This window comes from Streptomyces sp. NPDC091209 (genome assembly GCF_044757755.1).
Classification (GTDB): Bacteria; Actinomycetota; Actinomycetes; order Streptomycetales; family Streptomycetaceae; genus Streptomyces.
The window spans coordinates 98,049-118,372 of the sequence record NZ_JBIVVR010000020.1; the positions used below are offsets into that span (position 1 = coordinate 98,049).

The 20,324-nt window shown below is 66.2% G+C and carries 33 protein-coding genes; 4 read left to right on the forward strand and 29 right to left on the reverse strand.

Annotation, left to right across the window (positions count from 1 at the left end):
* Positions 1 to 116 precede the first annotated feature (116 nt).
* The 23 genes from ACIQRL_RS38000 to rpsJ form a co-directional block, all read right to left on the reverse strand.
* Positions 117 to 773 carry an adenylate kinase gene (locus ACIQRL_RS38000; protein WP_401340365.1) on the reverse strand — a complete coding sequence of 219 codons (657 nt, stop codon included), beginning with the start codon at positions 771 to 773 and terminating at the stop codon, positions 117 to 119.
* Entirely contained in the window at positions 773 to 2,086 is a 1,314-nt protein-coding gene (secY, locus tag ACIQRL_RS38005) for a preprotein translocase subunit SecY (RefSeq protein ID WP_401340367.1), read from the reverse strand. The genes ACIQRL_RS38000 and secY overlap by 1 nt, the downstream gene beginning before the upstream one ends.
* 244 nt (positions 2,087 to 2,330) lie before the next feature.
* Positions 2,331 to 2,786, reverse strand: a complete 456-nt coding sequence (gene rplO / locus ACIQRL_RS38010) for a 50S ribosomal protein L15 (RefSeq protein WP_189190330.1) — start codon at positions 2,784 to 2,786, stop codon at positions 2,331 to 2,333.
* A gap of 2 nt (positions 2,787 to 2,788) precedes the next feature.
* Positions 2,789 to 2,971: a 50S ribosomal protein L30 gene (gene rpmD / locus ACIQRL_RS38015; RefSeq protein ID WP_055553514.1), complete on the reverse strand. Its 183-nt coding sequence runs from the start codon at positions 2,969 to 2,971 to the stop codon at positions 2,789 to 2,791.
* Entirely contained in the window at positions 2,971 to 3,576 is a 606-nt protein-coding gene (rpsE, locus tag ACIQRL_RS38020) for a 30S ribosomal protein S5 (protein WP_006376045.1), read from the reverse strand. Before rpsE ends, rpmD begins: the two co-directional genes overlap by 1 nt.
* 66 nt (positions 3,577 to 3,642) lie before the next feature.
* The gene (gene rplR, locus ACIQRL_RS38025) at positions 3,643 to 4,026 is read right to left on the reverse strand and encodes a 50S ribosomal protein L18 (protein ID WP_261705334.1); all 384 of its coding nucleotides are present in this window, start codon (positions 4,024 to 4,026) and stop codon (positions 3,643 to 3,645) included.
* 3 nt (positions 4,027 to 4,029) lie between these two features.
* On the reverse strand, positions 4,030 to 4,569 hold the full coding sequence (rplF, locus tag ACIQRL_RS38030; protein ID WP_365870865.1) for a 50S ribosomal protein L6: 540 nt from the start codon (positions 4,567 to 4,569) through the stop codon (positions 4,030 to 4,032).
* A 24-nt stretch (positions 4,570 to 4,593) separates the two neighbouring features.
* Complete coding sequence (rpsH, locus tag ACIQRL_RS38035; RefSeq protein WP_190037509.1) at positions 4,594 to 4,992, reverse strand: 30S ribosomal protein S8; 399 nt, start codon at positions 4,990 to 4,992, stop codon at positions 4,594 to 4,596.
* A 211-nt stretch (positions 4,993 to 5,203) separates the two neighbouring features.
* Complete coding sequence (locus ACIQRL_RS38040) at positions 5,204 to 5,389, reverse strand: type Z 30S ribosomal protein S14 (protein ID WP_003948630.1); 186 nt, start codon at positions 5,387 to 5,389, stop codon at positions 5,204 to 5,206.
* A 5-nt stretch (positions 5,390 to 5,394) separates the two neighbouring features.
* Positions 5,395 to 5,952, reverse strand: coding sequence for a 50S ribosomal protein L5 (gene rplE, locus ACIQRL_RS38045; RefSeq protein WP_401340369.1), 558 nt, complete (start codon positions 5,950 to 5,952; stop codon positions 5,395 to 5,397).
* Complete coding sequence (gene rplX / locus ACIQRL_RS38050) at positions 5,952 to 6,275, reverse strand: 50S ribosomal protein L24 (RefSeq protein WP_007494760.1); 324 nt, start codon at positions 6,273 to 6,275, stop codon at positions 5,952 to 5,954. The genes rplE and rplX overlap by 1 nt, the downstream gene beginning before the upstream one ends.
* A 2-nt stretch (positions 6,276 to 6,277) precedes the next feature.
* Positions 6,278 to 6,646 carry a 50S ribosomal protein L14 gene (rplN, locus tag ACIQRL_RS38055; RefSeq protein ID WP_003992364.1) on the reverse strand — a complete coding sequence of 123 codons (369 nt, stop codon included), beginning with the start codon at positions 6,644 to 6,646 and terminating at the stop codon, positions 6,278 to 6,280.
* Positions 6,647 to 6,747: 101 nt separating this feature from the next.
* On the reverse strand, positions 6,748 to 7,032 hold the full coding sequence (rpsQ, locus tag ACIQRL_RS38060) for a 30S ribosomal protein S17 (RefSeq protein ID WP_401340372.1): 285 nt from the start codon (positions 7,030 to 7,032) through the stop codon (positions 6,748 to 6,750).
* On the reverse strand, positions 7,032 to 7,256 hold the full coding sequence (rpmC, locus tag ACIQRL_RS38065; RefSeq protein WP_003998824.1) for a 50S ribosomal protein L29: 225 nt from the start codon (positions 7,254 to 7,256) through the stop codon (positions 7,032 to 7,034). Before rpmC ends, rpsQ begins: the two co-directional genes overlap by 1 nt.
* Positions 7,256 to 7,675 (reverse strand): 50S ribosomal protein L16, encoded by a 420-nt coding sequence (gene rplP, locus ACIQRL_RS38070; protein ID WP_099500627.1) that lies wholly within the window; start codon positions 7,673 to 7,675, stop codon positions 7,256 to 7,258. The genes rpmC and rplP overlap by 1 nt, the downstream gene beginning before the upstream one ends.
* A gap of 5 nt (positions 7,676 to 7,680) precedes the next feature.
* Entirely contained in the window at positions 7,681 to 8,529 is an 849-nt protein-coding gene (rpsC, locus tag ACIQRL_RS38075) for a 30S ribosomal protein S3 (RefSeq protein ID WP_326786061.1), read from the reverse strand.
* The gene (gene rplV, locus ACIQRL_RS38080; RefSeq protein WP_006604878.1) at positions 8,529 to 8,876 is read right to left on the reverse strand and encodes a 50S ribosomal protein L22; all 348 of its coding nucleotides are present in this window, start codon (positions 8,874 to 8,876) and stop codon (positions 8,529 to 8,531) included. Before rplV ends, rpsC begins: the two co-directional genes overlap by 1 nt.
* Positions 8,877 to 8,918: 42 nt before the next feature.
* Positions 8,919 to 9,200 carry a 30S ribosomal protein S19 gene (gene rpsS, locus ACIQRL_RS38085; protein ID WP_024755409.1) on the reverse strand — a complete coding sequence of 94 codons (282 nt, stop codon included), beginning with the start codon at positions 9,198 to 9,200 and terminating at the stop codon, positions 8,919 to 8,921.
* 12 nt (positions 9,201 to 9,212) lie between these two features.
* Positions 9,213 to 10,049 carry a 50S ribosomal protein L2 gene (gene rplB, locus ACIQRL_RS38090; protein WP_153289116.1) on the reverse strand — a complete coding sequence of 279 codons (837 nt, stop codon included), beginning with the start codon at positions 10,047 to 10,049 and terminating at the stop codon, positions 9,213 to 9,215.
* Between the two features lie 39 nt (positions 10,050 to 10,088).
* Positions 10,089 to 10,505, reverse strand: a complete 417-nt coding sequence (gene rplW, locus ACIQRL_RS38095) for a 50S ribosomal protein L23 (protein WP_189190335.1) — start codon at positions 10,503 to 10,505, stop codon at positions 10,089 to 10,091.
* Entirely contained in the window at positions 10,505 to 11,161 is a 657-nt protein-coding gene (gene rplD, locus ACIQRL_RS38100; protein WP_037627000.1) for a 50S ribosomal protein L4, read from the reverse strand. Before rplD ends, rplW begins: the two co-directional genes overlap by 1 nt.
* A 4-nt stretch (positions 11,162 to 11,165) precedes the next feature.
* A complete protein-coding gene (gene rplC / locus ACIQRL_RS38105; RefSeq protein WP_261705325.1) occupies positions 11,166 to 11,810 on the reverse strand; it encodes a 50S ribosomal protein L3 in 645 nt (214 codons plus the stop codon).
* Positions 11,811 to 11,827: 17 nt separating this feature from the next.
* The gene (rpsJ, locus tag ACIQRL_RS38110; protein WP_003948644.1) at positions 11,828 to 12,136 is read right to left on the reverse strand and encodes a 30S ribosomal protein S10; all 309 of its coding nucleotides are present in this window, start codon (positions 12,134 to 12,136) and stop codon (positions 11,828 to 11,830) included.
* A gap of 547 nt (positions 12,137 to 12,683) precedes the next feature.
* On the opposite strand from rpsJ, the gene ACIQRL_RS38115 reads away from it, so the two are divergent.
* Positions 12,684 to 13,391 carry a hypothetical protein gene (locus ACIQRL_RS38115; RefSeq protein WP_401340377.1) on the forward strand — a complete coding sequence of 236 codons (708 nt, stop codon included), beginning with the start codon at positions 12,684 to 12,686 and terminating at the stop codon, positions 13,389 to 13,391.
* Positions 13,392 to 13,502: 111 nt separating this feature from the next.
* Here the strand turns inward: ACIQRL_RS38115 and ACIQRL_RS38120 are convergent, their stop codons facing one another.
* The 5 genes from ACIQRL_RS38120 to ACIQRL_RS38140 form a co-directional block, all read right to left on the reverse strand.
* On the reverse strand, positions 13,503 to 13,865 hold the full coding sequence (locus ACIQRL_RS38120) for a hypothetical protein (protein WP_401340453.1): 363 nt from the start codon (positions 13,863 to 13,865) through the stop codon (positions 13,503 to 13,505).
* Positions 13,822 to 14,223 carry a hypothetical protein gene (locus ACIQRL_RS38125; protein WP_401340379.1) on the reverse strand — a complete coding sequence of 134 codons (402 nt, stop codon included), beginning with the start codon at positions 14,221 to 14,223 and terminating at the stop codon, positions 13,822 to 13,824. The genes ACIQRL_RS38120 and ACIQRL_RS38125 overlap by 44 nt, the downstream gene beginning before the upstream one ends.
* Before the next feature lie 399 nt (positions 14,224 to 14,622).
* Positions 14,623 to 15,099 carry an SUKH-3 domain-containing protein gene (locus ACIQRL_RS38130; RefSeq protein WP_401340381.1) on the reverse strand — a complete coding sequence of 159 codons (477 nt, stop codon included), beginning with the start codon at positions 15,097 to 15,099 and terminating at the stop codon, positions 14,623 to 14,625.
* Positions 15,063 to 15,395 carry a DUF397 domain-containing protein gene (locus ACIQRL_RS38135; RefSeq protein WP_401340384.1) on the reverse strand — a complete coding sequence of 111 codons (333 nt, stop codon included), beginning with the start codon at positions 15,393 to 15,395 and terminating at the stop codon, positions 15,063 to 15,065. The genes ACIQRL_RS38130 and ACIQRL_RS38135 overlap by 37 nt, the downstream gene beginning before the upstream one ends.
* Positions 15,392 to 16,240: a helix-turn-helix domain-containing protein gene (locus ACIQRL_RS38140; RefSeq protein ID WP_401340386.1), complete on the reverse strand. Its 849-nt coding sequence runs from the start codon at positions 16,238 to 16,240 to the stop codon at positions 15,392 to 15,394. Before ACIQRL_RS38140 ends, ACIQRL_RS38135 begins: the two co-directional genes overlap by 4 nt.
* Before the next feature lie 139 nt (positions 16,241 to 16,379).
* Between ACIQRL_RS38140 and ACIQRL_RS38145 the strand changes: the two genes are divergently transcribed.
* From ACIQRL_RS38145 to ACIQRL_RS38155, 3 genes are all read left to right on the forward strand, one after another.
* Positions 16,380 to 16,835, forward strand: coding sequence for an ATP-binding protein (locus ACIQRL_RS38145; RefSeq protein WP_401340388.1), 456 nt, complete (start codon positions 16,380 to 16,382; stop codon positions 16,833 to 16,835).
* A 417-nt stretch (positions 16,836 to 17,252) separates the two neighbouring features.
* On the forward strand, positions 17,253 to 18,233 hold the full coding sequence (locus ACIQRL_RS38150; protein WP_401340390.1) for a helix-turn-helix domain-containing protein: 981 nt from the start codon (positions 17,253 to 17,255) through the stop codon (positions 18,231 to 18,233).
* Between the two features lie 52 nt (positions 18,234 to 18,285).
* Entirely contained in the window at positions 18,286 to 18,903 is a 618-nt protein-coding gene (locus tag ACIQRL_RS38155) for a Uma2 family endonuclease (RefSeq protein ID WP_401340392.1), read from the forward strand.
* Positions 18,904 to 19,043: 140 nt separating this feature from the next.
* Here ACIQRL_RS38155 and tuf read toward each other — a convergent pair whose 3' ends face one another.
* Positions 19,044 to 20,237 (reverse strand): elongation factor Tu, encoded by a 1,194-nt coding sequence (gene tuf / locus ACIQRL_RS38160; protein WP_401340394.1) that lies wholly within the window; start codon positions 20,235 to 20,237, stop codon positions 19,044 to 19,046.
* Positions 20,238 to 20,324: the final 87 nt, after the last annotated feature.

Here is a 20,324-nt window from a genome sequence, read left to right on the forward strand (position 1 = left end):
GCCCCGCCCGCCTCACACGTCGGCCGCGGCACCCGGTGAGGGCGCCGCGGCCGATGCGACGTACTGCTTCACGCTCCCCGCGTCACGCGGGTACCGCCGAGCGCGTCCCGCACGGACTAGGCGTCCTCGCGGGACAGCGCCTCCATCGAGCGCGCCGTGACCTCTTCCACCTTGCCGAGCGCCGGGATCGTGACGACCAGGCCCTGGGCCTTGTAGTAGTCGATGATCGGCTCGGTCTGGGTGTGGTAGACCTCCAGCCGCGTACGGACGGTGTCCTCGGAGTCGTCGTCGCGCTGGTACAGCTCGCCGCCGCAGACGTCACAGACGCCTTCCTGCTTCGGCGCCTTGTACGACACGTGGAAGACGTGCGCCGAGTCGTTGCGGCAGATGCGACGGCCCGCGATACGGCGGACCACCTCGTCCTCGGGGACCTCCAGGTCCAGCACCGCGTCCAGCTTCATGCCCTCGGTGCCCAGCATCTCGTCCAGCGCCTCGGCCTGCGAGACGTTGCGCGGGAAGCCGTCGAGCAGGAAGCCGTTCTCCGCGTCGGGCTGCTCCATGCGGTCCTTGGCCATGGCGATGGTGACCTCGTCCGGCACCAGTTCGCCCTTGTCCATGTAGGACTTCGCCAGCTTGCCGAGTTCCGTCTGCTGAGAGATGTTGGCGCGGAACAGGTCGCCCGTTGAGATGTGCGGGATCGCCAGATTCTTGGCGAGGAACGCGGCCTGCGTTCCCTTCCCGGCACCGGGCGGCCCGACGAGGACGATTCGCATCAGCGGAGGAACCCTTCGTAATTGCGCTGCTGAAGCTGACTCTCGATCTGCTTCACCGTCTCGAGACCGACACCCACGATGATCAGGATGCTGGTACCACCGAACGGGAAGTTCTGGTTTGCCCCGAAACCAACCAACGCGACCGTCGGCACGAGAGCGATCAGCCCCAGATACAGCGAACCCGGCCAGGTGATCCGGTTGAGTACGTAACTCAGGTACTCAGCGGTCGGCCGGCCAGCCCGGATGCCCGGGATGAAGCCACCATACTTCTTCATGTTGTCGGCTACTTCCTCGGGGTTGAACGAGATCGCCACGTAGAAGAACGCGAAGAAAACGATCAGGAGGAAGTACAGCGCGATGTAAATCGGGTGGTCACCCTTGGTCAGGTTGTTCGTGACCCAGGTTTTCCACCCGGAGTTGCTCTTCGAGAACTGGGCGATCAGGCTCGGAATGTAGAGCAGCGACGAGGCGAAGATGACAGGGATCACACCTGCCTGGTTGACCTTCAGCGGAATGTAGGTCGACGTTCCACCGTAGGAACGGCGGCCGATCATGCGCTTCGCGTACTGGACCGGAATCCGGCGCTGCGCCTGCTCGACGAACACCACCAGGCCGACCATGCACAGACCCACCGCGATGACCGTGCCGAACTCGATCCAGCCACCGGCCAGCTTGCCCTGGATCTTGACGGTCCACAGCGCGCTCGGGAAGGTCGCGGCGATCGAGATGAACATGAGGATCGACATGCCGTTGCCGATGCCGCGGTCGGTGATGAGCTCACCGAGCCACATGACGACACAGGTACCGGCGGTCATCGTGATGACCATCGTGATCGTGGTGAAGATCGACTGGTCCGGCACGATCTGGTTGGCCACGGGGCAGCCCGTGAACAGCGCGCCGCTGCGGGCGGTGGCCACCAGGCCGGTGCCCTGCAGGATGGCGAGAGCGACCGTCAGATAACGCGTGTACTGCGTGATCTTCGCCGTACCGGCCGAGCCCTCCTTCTTGAGGGCTTCCAGTCGCGGGATCACCACGGTGAGCAGCTGGAGAATGATGCTCGCCGTGATGTACGGCATGATGCCGAGCGCGAAGATCGTGATCTGCAGCAGCGCGCCGCCACTGAACATGTTGATGAGGCTGAACAGCCCTCGGTTCGAGTCGGCCACGTCCATACACGTCTGGACGTTCTTGTAGTCCACGCCGGGGATCGGAATGTGGGTACCGACCCGGTAGACCACGATGATGCCGAGCGTGAAGAGCAGCTTCTTGCGCAGGTCGGGCGTCCTGAACGCCCGGGCGAACGCGGTGAGCACGGTGCCTCCTGCGACCCCCGCGCTACAGCGTCAGAGGTGACGGTCTTGAGGTTCGACGGATGACTGACAGCTAACCAACAGTCAAAGCCCGTCCGGAGTTCCCTTGAGGCACGCCGGACGAAAATTAACAGTGCAGGCCACCTTACCGGCGACACTGCCCCCCTAGGAACGACCAACCGGGGATGCCCCTTTTGTGGGGCACCCCCGGTCGGGATCGTTCAGGTCATCGAGACGCCTGATGAAATCAGACGAGTTCGGTGACGGTACCGCCGGCGGCGGTGATCTTCTCCTTGGCGGAGCCGGAGACGGCGTCGACCGTCACCTGCAGCGCCACGGAGATCTCGCCCTGGCCGAGGACCTTGACGAGGCTGTTCTTGCGAACGGCACCCTTGGCGACGAGACCCTCGACGGTGACCTCGCCACCCTCCGGGTACAGCGCGCCCAGCTTGTCGAGGTTCACGACCTGGAACTCGGTCTTGAACGGGTTGCGGAAGCCCTTCAGCTTCGGAAGACGCATGTGGAGGGGCATCTGGCCACCCTCGAAGCGCTCCGGAACCTGGTAGCGGGCCTTCGTGCCCTTGGTACCACGACCAGCCGTCTTACCCTTCGACGCCTCACCACGACCAACACGGGTCTTGGCGGTCTTGGCGCCCGGGGCGGGACGGAGGTTGTGGATCTTGAGCGGGTTGTTTTCCGCCATGATCAGTCGACCTCCTCGACCGTCACGAGGTGGCGGACGGTGTGAACCATTCCGCGGAACTCGGGGCGGTCCTCCTTGACGACCTGCGTGTTGATGCCCTTGAGACCAAGGGAACGCAGGGTGTCACGGTGGTTCTGCTTGCTGCCGATGTACGACTTCGTCTGCGTGACCTTGAGGCGAGCCATTACGCACCCGCCCCGGCACGTGCACGAAGGAGAGCCGCGGGGGCGACGTCCTCGAGGGGCAGACCACGGCGAGCCGCGATCTCCTCGGGACGCTGCAGGCCCTTGAGGGCCGCCACGGTCGCGTGCACGATGTTGATCGCGTTGGAAGAACCGAGCGACTTCGACAGGATGTCGTGAACGCCGGCGCACTCCAGGACAGCTCGCACCGGGCCACCGGCGATAACGCCGGTACCGGGGGAAGCAGGCTTGAGCAGGACGACGCCCGCGGCCTTCTCGCCCGTGATCGGGTGCGGGATGGTGCCCTGGATACGGGGGACCTTGAAGAAGTGCTTCTTGGCCTCTTCAACACCCTTGGCGATCGCGGCCGGCACCTCCTTGGCCTTGCCGTAACCGACACCGACGGTGCCGTCACCATCGCCCACCACGACCAGCGCGGTGAAGCTGAAGCGACGACCACCCTTCACAACCTTGGCGACGCGGTTGATCGCGACAACGCGCTCAACGTACGCGGTCTTCTCGGCGGCAGCAGCGCCGCCGTCACGGCCCTTCCGGTCCCGCCGCTCGCCGCCACCGGCACCGCTTCCACGGCGCTGGGGTCCAGCCATTGGATTACCTCTCTCTTTTTCCGCTAGCTACGCAGCGACAATCAAGTCGCTAGCGCGACGGGCGACTCAGAACTTGAGTCCGGCTTCGCGGGCGGCGTCCGCCAGGGCGGCGATGCGCCCGGCGTACTGGTTGCCACCACGGTCGAATACGACAGCCTCGACACCGGCGGCCTTGGCGCGCTCGGCGACCAGGGCGCCGACCGACTTCGCCTGAGCCGACTTGTCGGCCTCGCCACCGCGGATCGCGGTGTCCAGGGTCGACGCCGACGCGAGGGTGTGACCCTTAACGTCGTCGATGACCTGGGCCACGATGTGACGGTTGGAGCGCGTCACGACCAGGCGCGGACGCTCAGCCGTACCCGAGATGTGCTTACGGATCCGGATGTGACGACGCTTGATGGCAGCACGCTTGTAAGCGTCGCCCTTAGCAATCTTGACACCGTATGCCATGGCTTACTTACCCGCCTTTCCGACCTTGCGACGAATGACTTCGCCCTCGTACTTGACGCCCTTGGCCTTGTACGGGTCGGGCTTGCGCAGCTTGCGGATGTTGGCCGCAACCTCGCCGACCTTCTGCTTGTCGATGCCCTCGACCGAGAACCGCGTCGGGTTCTCGACCTTGAAGGTGATGCCTTCGGGGGCCTCGACAGTGATCGAGTGGCTGTAGCCGAGCGAGAACTCCAGGTTGGAGCCCTTCGCCAGGACGCGGTAACCGACACCGCTGATCTCGAGCTTCTTCACGTAACCCGTGGTCACGCCGGTGATCATGTTCGCCACCAGCGTGCGGGACAGGCCGTGGAGGGCCTTGTTCTGACGCTCGTCGTTCGGGCGGGTGACGTTCAGAACGCCGTCCTCACCCTTAGCGATCTCGATCGGCGCCGCAATGGTGTGAGAGAGGGTGCCCTTGGGCCCCTTCACCGCAACCGTACGGCCGTCGATGGTGACGTCCACGCCGGCGGGAACCGTGATGGGGAGCTTGCCAATACGCGACATAGCTGTTTCCTCCGTTCCCTTCCGCTACCAGACGTAGGCGAGAACTTCTCCGCCTACGCCCTTCTTGCCGGCCTGCTTGTCGGTGAGGAGACCGTGCGACGTGGAGATGATCGCCACGCCGAGGCCGCCAAGCACCTTGGGCAGGGAGGTGGACTTCGCGTAAACCCGGAGACCGGGCTTGGAGATCCGCTTGATGCCCGCGATGGAGCGCTCACGGTTCGGGCCGAACTTCAGCTCGAGAACGAGGTTCTTGCCGACCTCGGCGTCCTCGACCTTCCAGCCCGTGATGAAGCCCTCCTGCTGGAGGATCTCCGCGATGTGCGACTTGATCTTGCTGTGCGGCATTCCCACGGTGTCGTGGTACGCCGAGTTCGCGTTACGCAGACGCGTAAGCATGTCTGCGATCGGATCAGTCATGGTCATGAATTGGCCTTCGGCCTCTCTCGCCGGGGTTTCCTGTATGCGCCATCCCTCTCCCCACTCATGGGCGGGACGGGTGCGGTGCGGGGACCTACGGCGTAGTAAGTCGTTTGGGCGTCAGGCGCCCAACCCTCCTAGCCTAAGCCATGGAGAGGTGGGCACCTGACCGAGCCCTTTACTTACCGAGAGTCCTGAAATCCCTGAATTACAGGGACTACCAGGAGCTCTTGGTCACGCCCGGCAGCTCGCCACGGTGAGCCATCTCACGAAGGCAGACGCGGCACAGGCCGAACTTGCGGTACACGGAGTGCGGACGACCGCAGCGCTGGCAGCGCGTGTAGCCACGCACACCGAACTTGGGCTTACGAGCAGCCTTGGCAATCAGAGCCTTCTTCGCCATCTCGCTTACGCCTCCTTGAAGGGGAAGCCGAGGTGACGAAGGAGCGCGCGGCCCTCAGCGTCGTTGGTCGCCGTGGTCACCACGGTGATGTCCATACCCCGGGTGCGGTCGATCTTGTCCTGGTCGATCTCGTGGAACATGACCTGCTCCGTGAGACCGAAGGTGTAGTTGCCACGGCCGTCGAACTGCTTGGGGGACAGACCACGGAAGTCGCGGATGCGCGGAAGCGCGAGCGACAGGGTGCGGTCCAGGAACTCCCACATGCGGTCGCCACGGAGCGTGACGTGGGCACCGATCGGCTGACCCTCACGCAGCTTGAACTGCGCGATGGACTTACGGGCCTTGGTGACGGCCGGCTTCTGCCCGGTGATCGTGGTGAGGTCGCGAACCGCGCCGTCCATCAGCTTGGAGTCGCGGGCGGCGTCGCCCACACCCATGTTGACCACAATCTTGACGAGGCCCGGGGTCTGCATGACGTTCTCGTAGGAGAACTCTTCCTGCAGCTTGCCCGCGATCTCCTCGCGGTACTTCGTCTTGAGACGCGGAGTCGTGGTGGTAGCCATCAGATGTCCTCACCCGTCCGCTTGGCAACGCGGATCTTGTTGCCCTCGTCGTCGAAGCGGTAACCGACGCGCGTGACGACCTTGTTGCCGTCCTTCTCAACGACCAGCTGGACGTTGGAGACGTGGACGGGCGCCTCGGTCGTGACGATGCCACCGGCCTGCGAACCCTTGGCGGTGGGTCCGGCCTTCGTGTGCTTCTTGACCCGGTTGACACCCTCGACCAGGACGCGCTCGTCGCGCGGGTAAGCGGCAATGACCTTGCCCTGCTTGCCCTTGTCCTTACCGGTGATGACCTGAACCAGGTCGCCCTTCTTGATCTTCATGCTTACAGCACCTCCGGCGCGAGCGAGATGATCTTCATGAACTTCTTCTCGCGCAGCTCACGGCCGACCGGGCCGAAGATACGGGTGCCGCGAGGGTCGCCGTCGTTCTTCAGAATGACAGCGGCGTTCTCGTCGAAGCGGATGTACGAGCCGTCCGGACGGCGACGCTCCTTGACGGTGCGAACGATGACCGCCTTGATGACGTCACCCTTCTTCACATTGCCGCCGGGGATCGCGTCCTTGACGGTGGCGACGATCACGTCACCGATGCCCGCGTAGCGGCGACCGGAGCCACCGAGCACACGGATGCAAAGGATTTCCTTCGCACCAGTGTTGTCGGCGACACGCAGTCGCGACTCCTGCTGGATCACGTCTATCTCCTGATTGTCTGCCGGTTCCCGGGGCGGGTCCGTCCGAGGACGGTCCCGCCCCGAGCCTGGCGGAACGAACCTGAGGAATACCCCTCAGGAAATTACTTGGCCTTCTCGAGGATCTCGACGATGCGCCAGCGCTTCGTCGAGGACAGCGGCCGGGTCTCCATCAGGAGGACGCGGTCGCCGACGCCGGCGGCGTTCTGCTCGTCGTGGGCCTTGAGCTTGTTCGTACGGCGGATGACCTTGCCGTACAGCGCGTGCTTCACGCGGTCCTCGACAGCGACGACGACGGTCTTGTCCATCTTGTCGCTGACGACCAGACCCTCACGGGTCTTGCGGAAACCGCGCTCGGTCTTCTGCTCAGTCACGTTGCTCTCGCTCATCAGGCGCTCTCCACCGTCTCGATGCCCAGCTCGCGCTCACGCATCAGGGTGTAGATCCGCGCGATGTCCTTCCGGACGGCCTTGAGCCGACCGTGGTTCTCGAGCTGACCGGTCGCCGCCTGGAAGCGGAGGTTGAACAGCTCTTCCTTGGCTTCGCGGAGCTTCGCAAGAAGCTCCTCGTCACCCAGTTCGCGCAGCTCGGACGCCTTGGTACCGGCCGACATCACGCTTCACCTGCCTCGCGCTTGACGATCCGGCACTTCATCGGCAGCTTGTGGGCTGCGCGAGTGAGGGCCTCACGGGCGATCTTCTCGTTGGGGTAGGACAGTTCGAACATGACCCGGCCCGGGTGCACGTTCGCGACCCACCACTCGGGGGAACCCTTACCGGAACCCATGCGGGTCTCGGCGGGCTTCTTCGTGAGCGGGCGGTCCGGGTAGATGTTGATCCAGACCTTGCCGCCACGCTTGATGTGGCGGGTCATCGCGATACGCGCGGCCTCGATCTGGCGGTTCGTCACGTACGCCGGCGTGAGGGCCTGAATGCCGTACTCGCCGAACGAAACCTGCGTACCGCCCTTGGCCTGACCACGGCGCTTCGGGTGGTGCTGCTTGCGGTGCTTGACCCTGCGGGGGATCAGCATGTCGGTCAGGCCTCCGTTCCGGTGCTCTCAGCCGGAGCGGCAGCGGCGGCGGGAGCCTCGGCCTTGGGGGCCTCGGCAGCCGGCGCGGACTGCTGCTGCGGCTTGCGGCCGCGGCCGCCACGCTCGCCACCACGGCCGCCACCACGGGCGGGGCGGTCGCTCGCGCCGCCACCACGGGCCGGGCGGTTACCCGCACGGGCAGCGGCGTTCTCGGCGCGGACCTCGGCGATGTTCTTGACGTCGCCCTTGTAGATCCAGACCTTCACACCGATACGGCCGAAGGTCGTCTTGGCCTCGAAGAAGCCGTAGTCGACGTTCGCGCGGAGCGTGTGCAGGGGCACACGGCCCTCGCGGTAGAACTCCGAGCGGGACATCTCGGCGCCGCCGAGACGGCCACCACACTGGATCTTGATGCCCTTGGCGCCGGCCTTCATCGTGCCCTGCATGCTCTTACGCATGGCGCGACGGAAGGAGACGCGGGAGGACAGCTGCTCGGCAACGGCCTGGGCAACCAGCTGAGCATCGGTCTCGGGGCTCTTGACCTCGAGGATGTTCAGCTGGACCTGCTTGCCCGTGAGCTTCTCGAGGTCACCGCGGATGCGGTCGGCCTCGGCGCCACGGCGGCCGATGACGATGCCGGGACGCGCGGTGTGGATGTCCACCCGCACGCGGTCACGGGTGCGCTCGATCTCAACCTTCGAGATGCCGGCGCGCTCCATGCCGGACGTCATCATCCGACGGATGGCGACGTCTTCCTTGACGTAGTCCTTGTACAGCTTGTCGGCGTACCAGCGGGACTTGAAGTCCGTGGTGATGCCGAGCCGGAACCCATGCGGGTTAACCTTCTGGCCCATTACCGGGTTCCTTCCTTGCTGCTGACGACCACGGTGATGTGGCTGGTCCGCTTGCGGATCCGGTAGGCACGGCCCTGGGCACGCGGCCGGAACCGCTTCAGGGTCGGACCCTCGTCGACGTAGGCCTCGGAGATGACGAGGCTGCCGGCGTCGGTGTGGTCGTAGTTGTGTGCGGCGTTGGCAATGGCGCTGTCAAGCACCTTGCCGACCGGCACGCTCGCGGCCTGCGGGGCGAAACGCAGGACCGCCTGAGCCTCCGTGGCATCCATGCCACGGATAAGGTCCACCACTCGGCGGGCCTTCATGGGCGTAACGCGGATGTACCGCGCCTGGGCCCTGGCTTCCATGGTTGTCCTTCCAGTGTCTGTCATGGTCGATTCCACCCCGCGTTAGCGGCGCTTCGACTTCCGGTCGTCCTTGACGTGACCCCGGAAGGTGCGCGTCGGCGAGAACTCGCCGAGCTTGTGGCCGACCATCGACTCGGTGACAAACACCGGGATGTGGGTCTTGCCGTTGTGCACCGCGATCGTGTGGCCGAGCATGGCCGGGATGATCATCGAGCGACGGGACCAGGTCTTGATGACGTTCTTGGTACCGGCTTCGTTCTGTACGTCCACCTTCTTTACAAGGTGTCCGTCGACGAAGGGTCCCTTCTTGAGACTGCGCGGCATCTAAACCCGCTCCTAGCGCTTCTTGTTCGTCTTGCGGCGGCGGACGATGTACTTGTTCGAAGCCTTCTTCGGCGAACGAGTACGACCCTCCTTCTGACCCCACGGGGAGACCGGGTGGCGACCACCGGAGGTCTTGCCCTCACCACCACCGTGCGGGTGGTCAACCGGGTTCATCGCCACACCGCGGACGGACGGGCGAACGCCCAGCCAGCGCTTACGGCCGGCCTTACCCCAGTTGATGTTGCTCTGCTCGGCGTTGCCGACCTCCCCGACCGTGGCGCGGCAGCGCTGGTCGACCAGGCGGATCTCGCCGGAGGGCATGCGGAGGTGGGCCATGGTGCCCTCCTTCGCGAGCAGCTGCACCGAGGCACCGGCGGAGCGGGCGAACTTGGCGCCGCCACCGGGACGGATCTCGATCGCGTGGATCGTGGTACCGACCGGGATGTTGCGGAGCGCCAGGTTGTTGCCCGGCTTGATGTCGGCCCCGGGACCGTTCTCGACGCGGTCACCCTGCGACAGGTTGCGGGGGGCGAGGATGTAGCGCTTCTCGCCGTCCGCGTAGTGAAGCAGCGCGATGCGCGCGGTGCGGTTGGGGTCGTACTCGATGTGCGCGACCTTCGCCGGCACGCCGTCCTTGTCGTGACGACGGAAGTCGATCACTCGGTAGGCGCGCTTGTGTCCGCCACCCTGGTGGCGAACGGTCACACGACCGGAATTGTTACGGCCGCCCTTGCTGTGCAGGGGGCGAACCAGCGACTTCTCCGGCGTGGACCGCGTGACCTCGACGAAGTCGGCGACGCTGGAGCCACGACGGCCCGGCGTAGTCGGCTTGTACTTGCGGATTCCCATTTCTCAGTCCTCGTCCGATATTCGGACCAGGGCACTCCGTTAGGAGGCCTGGCCGAAGATGTCGATACGGTCGCCCTCAGCGAGGGTCACGATCGCGCGCTTGCTGTCGGCACGCTTGCCGAAGCCCGTCTTGGTGCGCTTGCGCTTGCCCTGACGGTTGATCGTGTTGACCCCGGTGACCTTGACCGAGAAGACCGCCTGGACGGCCTGCTTGATCTGGGTCTTGTTGGCCCGCGGGTCCACGACGAAGGTGTACTTGCCCTCGTCGAGCAGCGCGTAGCTCTTCTCCGAGACGACCGGCTTGAGGAGGACGTCACGGGGATCCGTGAAGCTCTTGCTCAGCGGGGTCTCGACGGTGTTCTTGCCTTCGGCCTCGTGGCGCTTCGCCTTGGCGACGCGCGCGACCTTCTTGGCCTTGGCGGCCTTCGAGGCAATGCTCGGGTGACGCGTAGCCATCAGGCTTCGCTCCCTTCGGTGTCAGCGGCCTGGGGGCCAGACACGAAGGACTCGAAAGCGGCCTGGGTGAAGACCACGTCGTCCGAGACGAGAACGTCGTACGTGTTCAGCTGGCCCGGCTCCAGGATGTGGACCTGGGGCAGGTTGCGCGCGGAGAGCAGCGCGGCCTCGTCGGAGCGCTCGATGACCAGGAGCACGTTCTTGCGCTCGCTGACCTTGCCGAGGAAGCTCTTCGCGGCCTTGGTGGAGGGGGTCTCGCCCTCGATCACGCCGGTGATGACGTGGATGCGAGCGTTGCGGGCCCGGTCGGTGAGGGCGTGGCGCAGGGCCGCGGCCTTCATCTTCTTCGGGGTCCGCTGCGAGTAGTCACGCGGGGTGGGGCCGTGAACGACGCCACCGCCGGCGAACTGCGGCGCGCGGGTCGAGCCCTGACGGGCGCGGCCGGTGCCCTTCTGGCGGTAAGGCTTGCGGCCACCACCACGGACCTCGCCACGACGCTTGACCTTGTGCGTGCCCTGACGGGCCGCGGCCAGCTGCGCGACGACAACCTGGTGGAGCAGCGGGATGCTGATCTTCTCGACGTCGAAGATCTCGGCCGGGAGCTCAACGGTCCCGGCGGTGTCGCCGGAGGGCGACAGAATGTCAATGGTGCTCATGTCCTCAAGCCCCCTTGGCCGCGGTACGGACCAGGACGAGGCCGCCGTTCGGACCCGGGATGGCTCCCTTGATGAGGAGCAGGCCCTTCTCCGCGTCAACGGCGTGAACGGTCAGGTTCTGGGTGGTGACCCGCTCGTTGCCCATGCGGCCCGCCATGCGGACGCCCTTGAACACACGGCCCGGGGTGGCACAGCCACCGATGGAGCCGGGGGAGCGGTGCTTGCGCTGGACACCGTGTCCGGCGCCGAGGCCCTTGAAGTTGTGACGCTTCATGACACCGGCGAAGCCCTTGCCCTTGCTCTTGCCGGTCACGTCCACCTTGATGCCGGCCTCGAACACCTCAGCGGTGATCTCCTGGCCGAGGGTGTACTCGCTGGCGTCAGCGGTACGGATCTCGACGAGGTGGCGGCGGGGGGTGACGTCGGCCTTGGCGAAGTGACCCTTGAGGGGCTTGTTCACCTTGCGCGGGTCGATCTCGCCGAAGGCGATCTGGACCGACTCGTAGCCGTCGGAGTCATTCGTACGGACCTGGGTCACGACGTTCGGGCCGGCCTTGACGACGGTGACGGGAACAACGCGGTTGTTCTCGTCCCACACCTGCGTCATGCCGAGCTTCTCGCCCAGGATTCCCTTGATCTGCTTAGCCATTCTCAGATCACCGATCCCTAGAGCTTGATCTCGATGTCGACACCGGCCGGGAGGTCGAGTCGCATCAAAGAGTCAACGGTCTTGGGCGTGGGGTCGAGGATGTCGATGAGGCGCTTGTGCGTGCGCATCTCGAAGTGCTCGCGAGAGTCCTTGTACTTGTGCGGCGACTTGATGACGCAGTACACGTTCTTCTCAGTGGGCAGCGGCACCGGGCCTGCGACCGACGCACCAGTGCGGGTCACCGTTTCGACGATCTTCTTCGCCGAGGAATCGATGACCTCGTGGTCGTAGGCCTTGAGCCGGATGCGGATCTTCTGTCCCGCCATGGCTACTCAGTAGTCCTTTGTCTAGTGAAACGCTCCGGAACCCGGGGGTTCGCGTCCTATCCTCCGACCCACGCGGTCGGGTGTGTCGCGCTCCTGCCGCACAGATATCCGTAAGCGGATTTCCCTACGAGGGACGCGGCTCGCCCGAAAGCAACCGCTGGACCGGGGGCTGAACACCCACCGGGCGCCTGGCCTGCACCCCGCTGACACTTCCCGGAAGATTCCCGTACGTCCGCCCGAGCGCTGCCTTACGGCAGATCAAGCGACGAGTACTGTGGGACTCGCTTCCAGTCCTCCCGACGGGAGGCGCGCAGCATCGGCACTCGACCGAGCAACCCCGCTAGTCTGCCATACCGGACGGGGGGCTGGCCAATCGAGCCGGAGATCGTACCCCTAAGGTGACGAAGGTCAAACCCCGGCACGATCTAGATCCCGGGTCGAGTCCCACCGAAGCCCCCGATCCCGAGCCGGCACCCTCCCTTGATGGCGCGAACATGCCGTGGGCAGGCGCTGCACGGAGAGATCGCGTTGCGCAAGGATCACCGACGTGACGCGAGAAGGCATACCCCTGGACGGGATGGCGGAGCTGCTGGAGCAGCGCGGCGGGTTCTGGTCGGCAGAAGGCCTCCAGGTGTCCCCCGTGCTGTGGACGGACGACCGCGAGCACCTGGCCCTTCAGATCGCATCGGCCGACTGGCACGTCCATCTGACCGTGGAGTTGCACCGGAGCGGCTGGGCCCACCTCTTCTTCATCTCCCCCACTCATACCAGCCAGGAGCCCCGCCGCGTCCGCTCCCTCGATGCCTGGAGCGCCCTTCTGGACGAGGCTGTCACCCGGGCCTCCCGTCTGCGCCTGCTCCCCGCCCGCCTCCTGGCCCGTACCTGTACGACGGGGTGGTTGGACTGGATACACGGCGAACTGTTGCTGCTCCCGGACGCTCTGATCCGCGTGCGCAGCGGCCTGATGGATTCCGTGGCGAACTCGATGAGCGGTTCCGGAGTGACGGCGAAGGACCCCTACCAGGTGATCGCCTACGACGCGGAAGGCATCCGGTCGGCCCACCGCACGAACAAGGTGATCACCCTGGCGGAGCTGTCCGAGGCCCGCCTCCACAGGGGTCTCACGACGTCCGGGATGACAGCGACGATGCGGGACGGCACTCGCCACAAGCTCCTGTGGCTGTCGTCGGAGCCCGCGGGACGGTTGCTGAGGGATCAGTTGTTGCCGGTCCTGGGGCAACGGCTGACGCACTAGAGGCCGGCGTCCGGGTCGAGCCTGAATCCCATGCCGGCCGCGCGACTTCGACAGCGAACAGTTGAAAGCCGACACGATGGCCCCGTTGGACCGACAGTGAGCGCGCCGGGTTCACGACTCCCAGAACGGGGGCCCGACCCGAATCCGAATCTGCCGGTCTCGCTCGACGTGGTCCGCTACGGCTCCCTCCACCCGATCGCCGACGCCGGGCAATTCGGCCGGCGGGACTTCGGGATCGTTGAGGGTGCCGTCGGGGTTGTACGACACCAGATCGAGGAAGCCGGTGACGCCGGGAGCGGTATCGAGCTCCAGGAAGACTCCGTAAGGAAACCGGTCCTTCACCGTGCCCCGGGCGACGCTTCCCAACGGGTACAGCCGCTTCGCGGCTTCCCAGGATTGCTCTGGCGTCACACACTCCCCCGATCGGTGGTCAGTGCCTTCGACGCGGCCATCCCCAGGCGTCGCCGACGACATCCTTGGACCGCATCCGCCAGTACTCCAGCTTGTCCAGCACGGTTGTCCGCACCATCTGCCACCTGAACCACGGCGGCAGCCGCCGGATCGGCACAAAGGTGAGGGTGTCCCTGATGGCATTGTCGGCAATGCCGCCGGGACCCTCGGCTCGCAGTGCGGCGTACAGCTCCGGCGTCAACTCACCGTGGATTCGGGCCGCGGCGCCCGCCGCCGTGAACGCGAACCCCCGCTGAGCACGGTCCAAAAGCTCCATCGCCCTGACGATCCGCGGCGACGCCTCCTCCAGCGAGCAGTTGAAGGCCAACCCGATCACCGCCGTACCGAGATGATCCGCGCCCCGCTCGAACGCGGCGTCCACCTCGGCAGGGTCGTCGGTAGCCGCCTGAGTGACGGATGGCGAGCGGGGTGCCGTTGTCGTCGTAGTCGAAGGTGATCGTGTTGGCGTTGCGGTCGACGATCCGGGTCAGCAGGGCGATGCCGTCGGATCGGAGGGCGAAGTGTCGTTGCTGTCCCATCAGCGGGTCATCGACACGGTAGCCGCCGTTGTCGAGACGGGTCAGGGGCCACCGAGGGCCGGCATCGGGCAAGACCGGGGTGTCCGAAGCCTGGGGGTAGGGGTAGGCGAGGACATCGCCGGGCCGGGCAACCAACTCAGCTGCCCCGTCCACCACTTCAGCGTGCAGCCGACCCGCACTGTGCGCGGTCGCAGCCGAGCCGCATCCTCCACGGAGGGCAACCGGACCTCTGGAGCCCTTGCCTAACGGATCCCCTCGACGAGCTTCTCCAGCGCCCGGTCCGCGGTTTCCGCCAGCAGCGTGACGGCGTCCATGCCGATGTAGACCGCACCGTTCGGGGCGATGCCCAGGTAGCTGTTGCGACGGTCGGACTCCCCGATGGGGTAGAGATCGACGCCGGCCTCTTCGCTGAGCACGTCGAAGACTTCGGCGTCCCACTCGGCCACGGTCGGGTCGAAGCTGAACCCCATCCGGGCCATGGTTCTCCCAGGCCCTCGCTCGTCGCTCTCCAGCCCACCGAACTCGGCGAGGAACCTCCGAGCACCCTCGTGCATCTCGAAGCCACCGCGCTCGCCGAGACTGCGGCCCCACGCGTCGGTGGGCACCGAGCGGCCCGGAAACCAACCAGCCCTCCGCAAAACGCGATCCGTCTCCGCAGACCACCGCGAGCTGTTCTCCTGACTCACGCCCGCGTGGCGTACGGGAGGAAGGTGGCCCATGTCGTGGGGGCGAAGGTGAGTTGTGGCCCCTGAGGATTCTTGGAGTCGCGGAGGTGGATCTTGGTGGGGGTGGGGGCTATCTCGACGCAGTCACCGGCTTCGCTGCTGCTGTGGCTGCTCTTGAGCCATCCCAGCGCCATCTCGACGCAGTTATTGGGATTGCTACTGCCGCTGTAGCTGCTCTTGAACCACTCCAGGGCAACCTCGACGCATTCGCTGCTGTTGCTGCTGTCGCTGTAGCTGCTCTTGAACCATTCCAGCTCGGGGCTGTCTCCGACAGAGGGCTTCAGAGTCATGTCTCTCCCAGCACTTGCTCGATGAGGGCCGATGACTCCCCTGGGCTGAGAGCCTGGGCCCGGATCATGCCATGGCGCAGCTCAAGGATTCGGAGGTGCCTGGGCTCGGATACCGGGCGGCCGTTGAACGCACCCTCGCAACGTCCCACCGCCGTCCCGTCCTCGAATTTCAGCACCTGGGTCTCACCCTGCATCCCCGCATGTTCCTCGCGATCCGTCGGCATCACCTGGATGGTGACGTTCCTCAACTGACCTACTTCCAATAGGCGTTCGAGCTGCCGACGCAGAACCATCCTCCCGCCGAGGGGACGCCGCAGGGTCACCTCTTCCTGGACAAAGACCAGCGCGGGAGCCGGATCCCGCTCGAAGATCGACCGGCGGGCCATCCGCCCCGCCAAGGCCCGCTCCACCTCGTCCCGCGAATAGGCGGGCTGCCTCATCTCGAAGAGCGAGCGCGCGTAGTCCTCCGTCTGCAACAGGCCATGGAGATTGTGGTCGCAGTAGGCAACAAGCTCGACCGCCCGTTCCTCCAGCATCTTCAGCTCGCGCACCTTCTTCGGGTAGCGGGCCTTCTCCATGTCCTCCTTGAACGCCTGGAGACGGCCACCGGCGTTCAGGATCTCGTCCGCCCGGTCCAGGAAGTCCGCCCGCGGAATCCGCGCCCCGCGCTCCACCTTGCGGACCAGGTCCTCTCCGTACCCGATCGCCCGCCCGAACTCCACCACCCGCATCCCGGCGGCCTCGCGCCAGAGCCTGACCTGGCGGCCCGTCGCTTCCACCACCGGAGCGATCTCGTCGTCCGGACTGACGTCCCACCCGGGCTCGTCCGCGCTCTCGCTGTTCACGCCCATCCACCTCCAACGCCCACCGTTCCCGTACGGCACTCGGGACAGCCGGGACAGATCAGGACAGCGACCGGACAATCCCTGTACGCACAGGCGTCATCGCAGCTCACGGTAGACAGAGTTCGCCACGCTGAGTGACATGAACCGAGAAACCGACCGTCCCGGCGACCAACTCGCGGAGCCCGTCCGCAACTTCAGCGTGCTGCTGTCCTCCACGCCACGCGGTGCTCGCCTGGCCCGGCTGCTCGCCGTCGAACAACTCCGCTCTTGGGAGCTCCCGTTGAGCCCGGCCGATCAGATCGTCGCCGAGCTCGCGGCCAACGCGTCGACCCACGGGCACGTGCCGGGGCGGGGCTTCCGGCTGACCCTGTACGTCGTCGGCGACACCCTCCGTATCGAGGTGACCGACACGCGGGGCGACCGGCTCCCCCGGGCCCGCACGACAGACCCCGGCACCGAACGCGGCCGTGGTCTGCTCCTCGTGGCGGCCCTCGCCGACCGCTGGGGCGTGGCACCAGGACCCGCCCCACGCAAGACCGTCTGGGCCGAACTCGCCCTCCCCGCCACCGCATCGCGGATTTCAACGTCCCGGTGATCGACGTCCCGGCCCCGCACGACATCAAAAAGGCTTTTAAATCCGGAGGAAGAAAAAACCTCCCAACCCCACCCGTCCACCCATAGACGGCCCATCACTCGCAAGGGTGGTGATTGCCAACTCAGCTGGATCTTCCGCCCAGGGGCGGGCATATGCTCGCCGCGACAGCGTCACGAGTGCCCCACGACGTCCCGGCGTACCGGCGTCATGGCTGCGCTCCAGCGCGCTGTGACCACAGCGACCGCAGACACCCGACGGCCCCCGGCCGGGACTGGCATCCCGATCGAGGGCCTGACCAACGAGGAAGAGACACACTTCCCGATGGATTCTCAAAACCTTAGCGCGCCCTCGTGCGCCCAGCCCCGTGTTCCGCGGGGTGTTACGCACGTCAATGTCCGCCATTCCACCCGGTACACGGTGGTCGGCAACCATCTCGCCCAGCACCGCGAGCTGACCCTCACGGCGATCGGGCTCGCCCTGCACATCCAGTCGCTGCCCGAGGGCGCCCGCGTGGACATCAAGTCGCTCGCCGCGCGTCTGCCCGAGGGAGAGGTGCGGATCGCTGCGGCCCTACGGGAGTTGGAGGCGCACGGCTATCTCTCCCGCAGGCGGGAGCGGCTGCCGAGCGGGCGGATCGTCACGCACACGGTGTCGTACAACCAGCCGCGCGGGCTCGTCGAGCCGGCGGTGCGGCCGCCTGCGTCCGGCCCCGTGCACGTGCCCGAACTCCCGCCCGGACCCAGACCGGTTCATGAGTCGGCCCCCGTCCAGGCTCCCCCTCCCGGCCCGGCGCCAGGACCAGCGCCCGCGCCCGGACCGGTTCATGAGTCAGCCCCCATCCAGGCTTCCCCTCCCAGCCCAGGGGCAGGACCAGCGCCCGCACCGAACTCCGCCGGCGTGAGCCCCGTGCCGCAGGCGCCCTCATCCGAGGCCCCGCCCACACCCCCATCCATGCCAGGACGGGCACCGGCACCGGCACGTCCTCTCCCCACCCCCGACACCGACAACCCGGACCGGGACCGCGCGGCCACCGCCCTCCTCGCGAGCCTGCACCGCGAGGACCCGCGCCTGCTGCTCGCGGAACGCGATGTGCACCGTCTCGCCCCGGCCGTCGCCGCCTGGCTGGAGCGCGGCGCCGCCCCCGAGGCCGTACGCCTCACCCTGACGGGCGGGCTACCCCGCGAGCGCGTGCACCGCCCGGCGTCCCTCCTGGCCCACCGCCTCACCGAACTGCTCCCACCGCGGCTGCCCACCATCGCCCCGCCTGTCGCGCGATCACACCCACAGCGCTCGCAGCCCCACCCGCTCCAGAACTGCGACGGCTGCGACCGCGCCTTCCGCGCACCCGATCCGGGCCGCTGCCGCGGCTGCCGATCCGATCTCTTGGGAGCCGCCTAGCATGAACGTGACGACCCTTGCCCCCGGGCAGAGACGACGAGGAGCGCACGCTATGAGCATCGCCCCTGACAACGCACGGCGGGACACCCACCATCTGTACCGGGCAATGCGCGAGTTCCTTGAGTCGATGGACGACACACTTCCGGGCAAATTCGAGATCACCAGGGAAGGGATCGTCCACGACATGATGGCGCCCGTCGGCCCGCATGAGCTGACCACTCTGCACCTCCGGAAGCGCCTGGAGAAGGTCATGCCGGAAGAACTGGTGGCTCACACCGGCACCCCTGACGTGGAGGCCGAACCCGAGGGCATCATGCGACACCCCGACATCATGGTCATCGCCATGGCGGACATGGACGTCCCGGGTTCCTTCGACGCACGCACGCTCATCGCCGCCATCGAGGTCGTGTCCCGCTCCAACCCCGACAACGACTGGGTCGGCAAGATGCGCGACTACCCACTCCTGGGCATCTCGGTCTACGCGGTCTTCGATCCGCGCACGGGCTCGGGCGCTGTGCTGTCCGACATCCATCAGACGCCGAGCGGCCCCCGGTACGCGACCCGCAAGGACTTCGTCTACGGCGAGGACGTCACCATCGCCGAGTGGACCATCTCGACCGCCGAGCTGCCCCGCTACGAAGAGAGAACGGCCGATGCCCCGACGCGTTGACGCCGCCCGCCACCGAGACCGCTCCGTGAAGGATGGCAGACGGCGACGAGCGTCGGCACAACGAAAGGGCCCGTACGACCGAAGTCGTACGGGCCCTCTCTGGAGCTCTGGAAGGAGCTACCAGGTCATGCGGTCAACAATTACTTGTTGATCTTGATGACCTGGCCGGCGCCCACGGTCCGGCCACCCTCACGGATGGCGAACTTCAGGCCCTCTTCCATGGCGACGGGCTGGATGAGCGTAACGGTCATCTCAGTGTTGTCGCCCGGCATGACCATCTCCGTGCCCTCGGGGAGGGTCACAACACCGGTCACGTCAGTCGTACGGAAGTAGAACTGGGGACGGTAGTTGTTGAAGAACGGCGTGTGACGGCCACCCTCGTCCTTGGACAGGATGTAGGCCTGGGCCTCGAACTCGGTGTGCGGCGTGACCGAACCCGGCTTGATGATGACCTGGCCGCGCTCGACGTCCTCGCGCTTGATGCCACGGAGGAGCAGACCGACGTTCTCACCGGCCTGGCCCTCGTCGAGCAGCTTGCGGAACATCTCGATGCCGGTGACCGTGGTCGTGGTCTTGTCCTGCTTGATGCCGATGATGTCAACGGTCTCGTTGACCTTCAGGACACCACGCTCGATACGGCCGGTGACGACCGTACCGCGACCGGTGATCGTGAAGACGTCCTCGACGGGCATGAGGAACGGCTTCTCGGTGTCACGCGGCGGGGTCGGGATCGCCTCGTCGACGGCGGCCATGAGGTCCAGAACGGTCTGGCCCCACTCCTTGTCGCCCTCGAGCGCCTTGAGCGCCGAGACCTTGACGACCGGAAGGTCGTCGCCCGGGAACTCGTACTCGGAGAGGAGCTCACGGACCTCGAGCTCGACGAGCTCCAGGATCTCCTCGTCGTCCACCATGTCGGCCTTGTTCAGGGCGACGACGATGTACGGAACGCCGACCTGGCGGGCCAGGAGCACGTGCTCCTTGGTCTGCGGCATCGGGCCGTCGGTCGCGGCGACGACGAGGATGGCGCCGTCCATCTGCGCCGCACCCGTGATCATGTTCTTGATGTAGTCCGCGTGACCGGGGCAGTCGACGTGGGCGTAGTGGCGGCCCTCCGTCTGGTACTCGACGTGCGCGATCGAGATCGTGATACCGCGCTGGCGCTCCTCAGGAGCCTTGTCGATCTGGTCGAACGCCGAAGCCTGGTTCAGGTCCGGGTACGCGTCGTGCAGCACCTTGGTAATGGCGGCCGTGAGGGTCGTCTTACCGTGGTCGATGTGACCGATGGTGCCGATGTTGACGTGCGGCTTAGTCCGCTCGAACTTTGCCTTCGCCACTGGGGTCCTCCTGCGGAGTGGTTCTGGTACGCCTTACTCATCGGCGCCAGGTGATCTTTGCTGGGATGCCGCCCGCCGGGGTTTTCC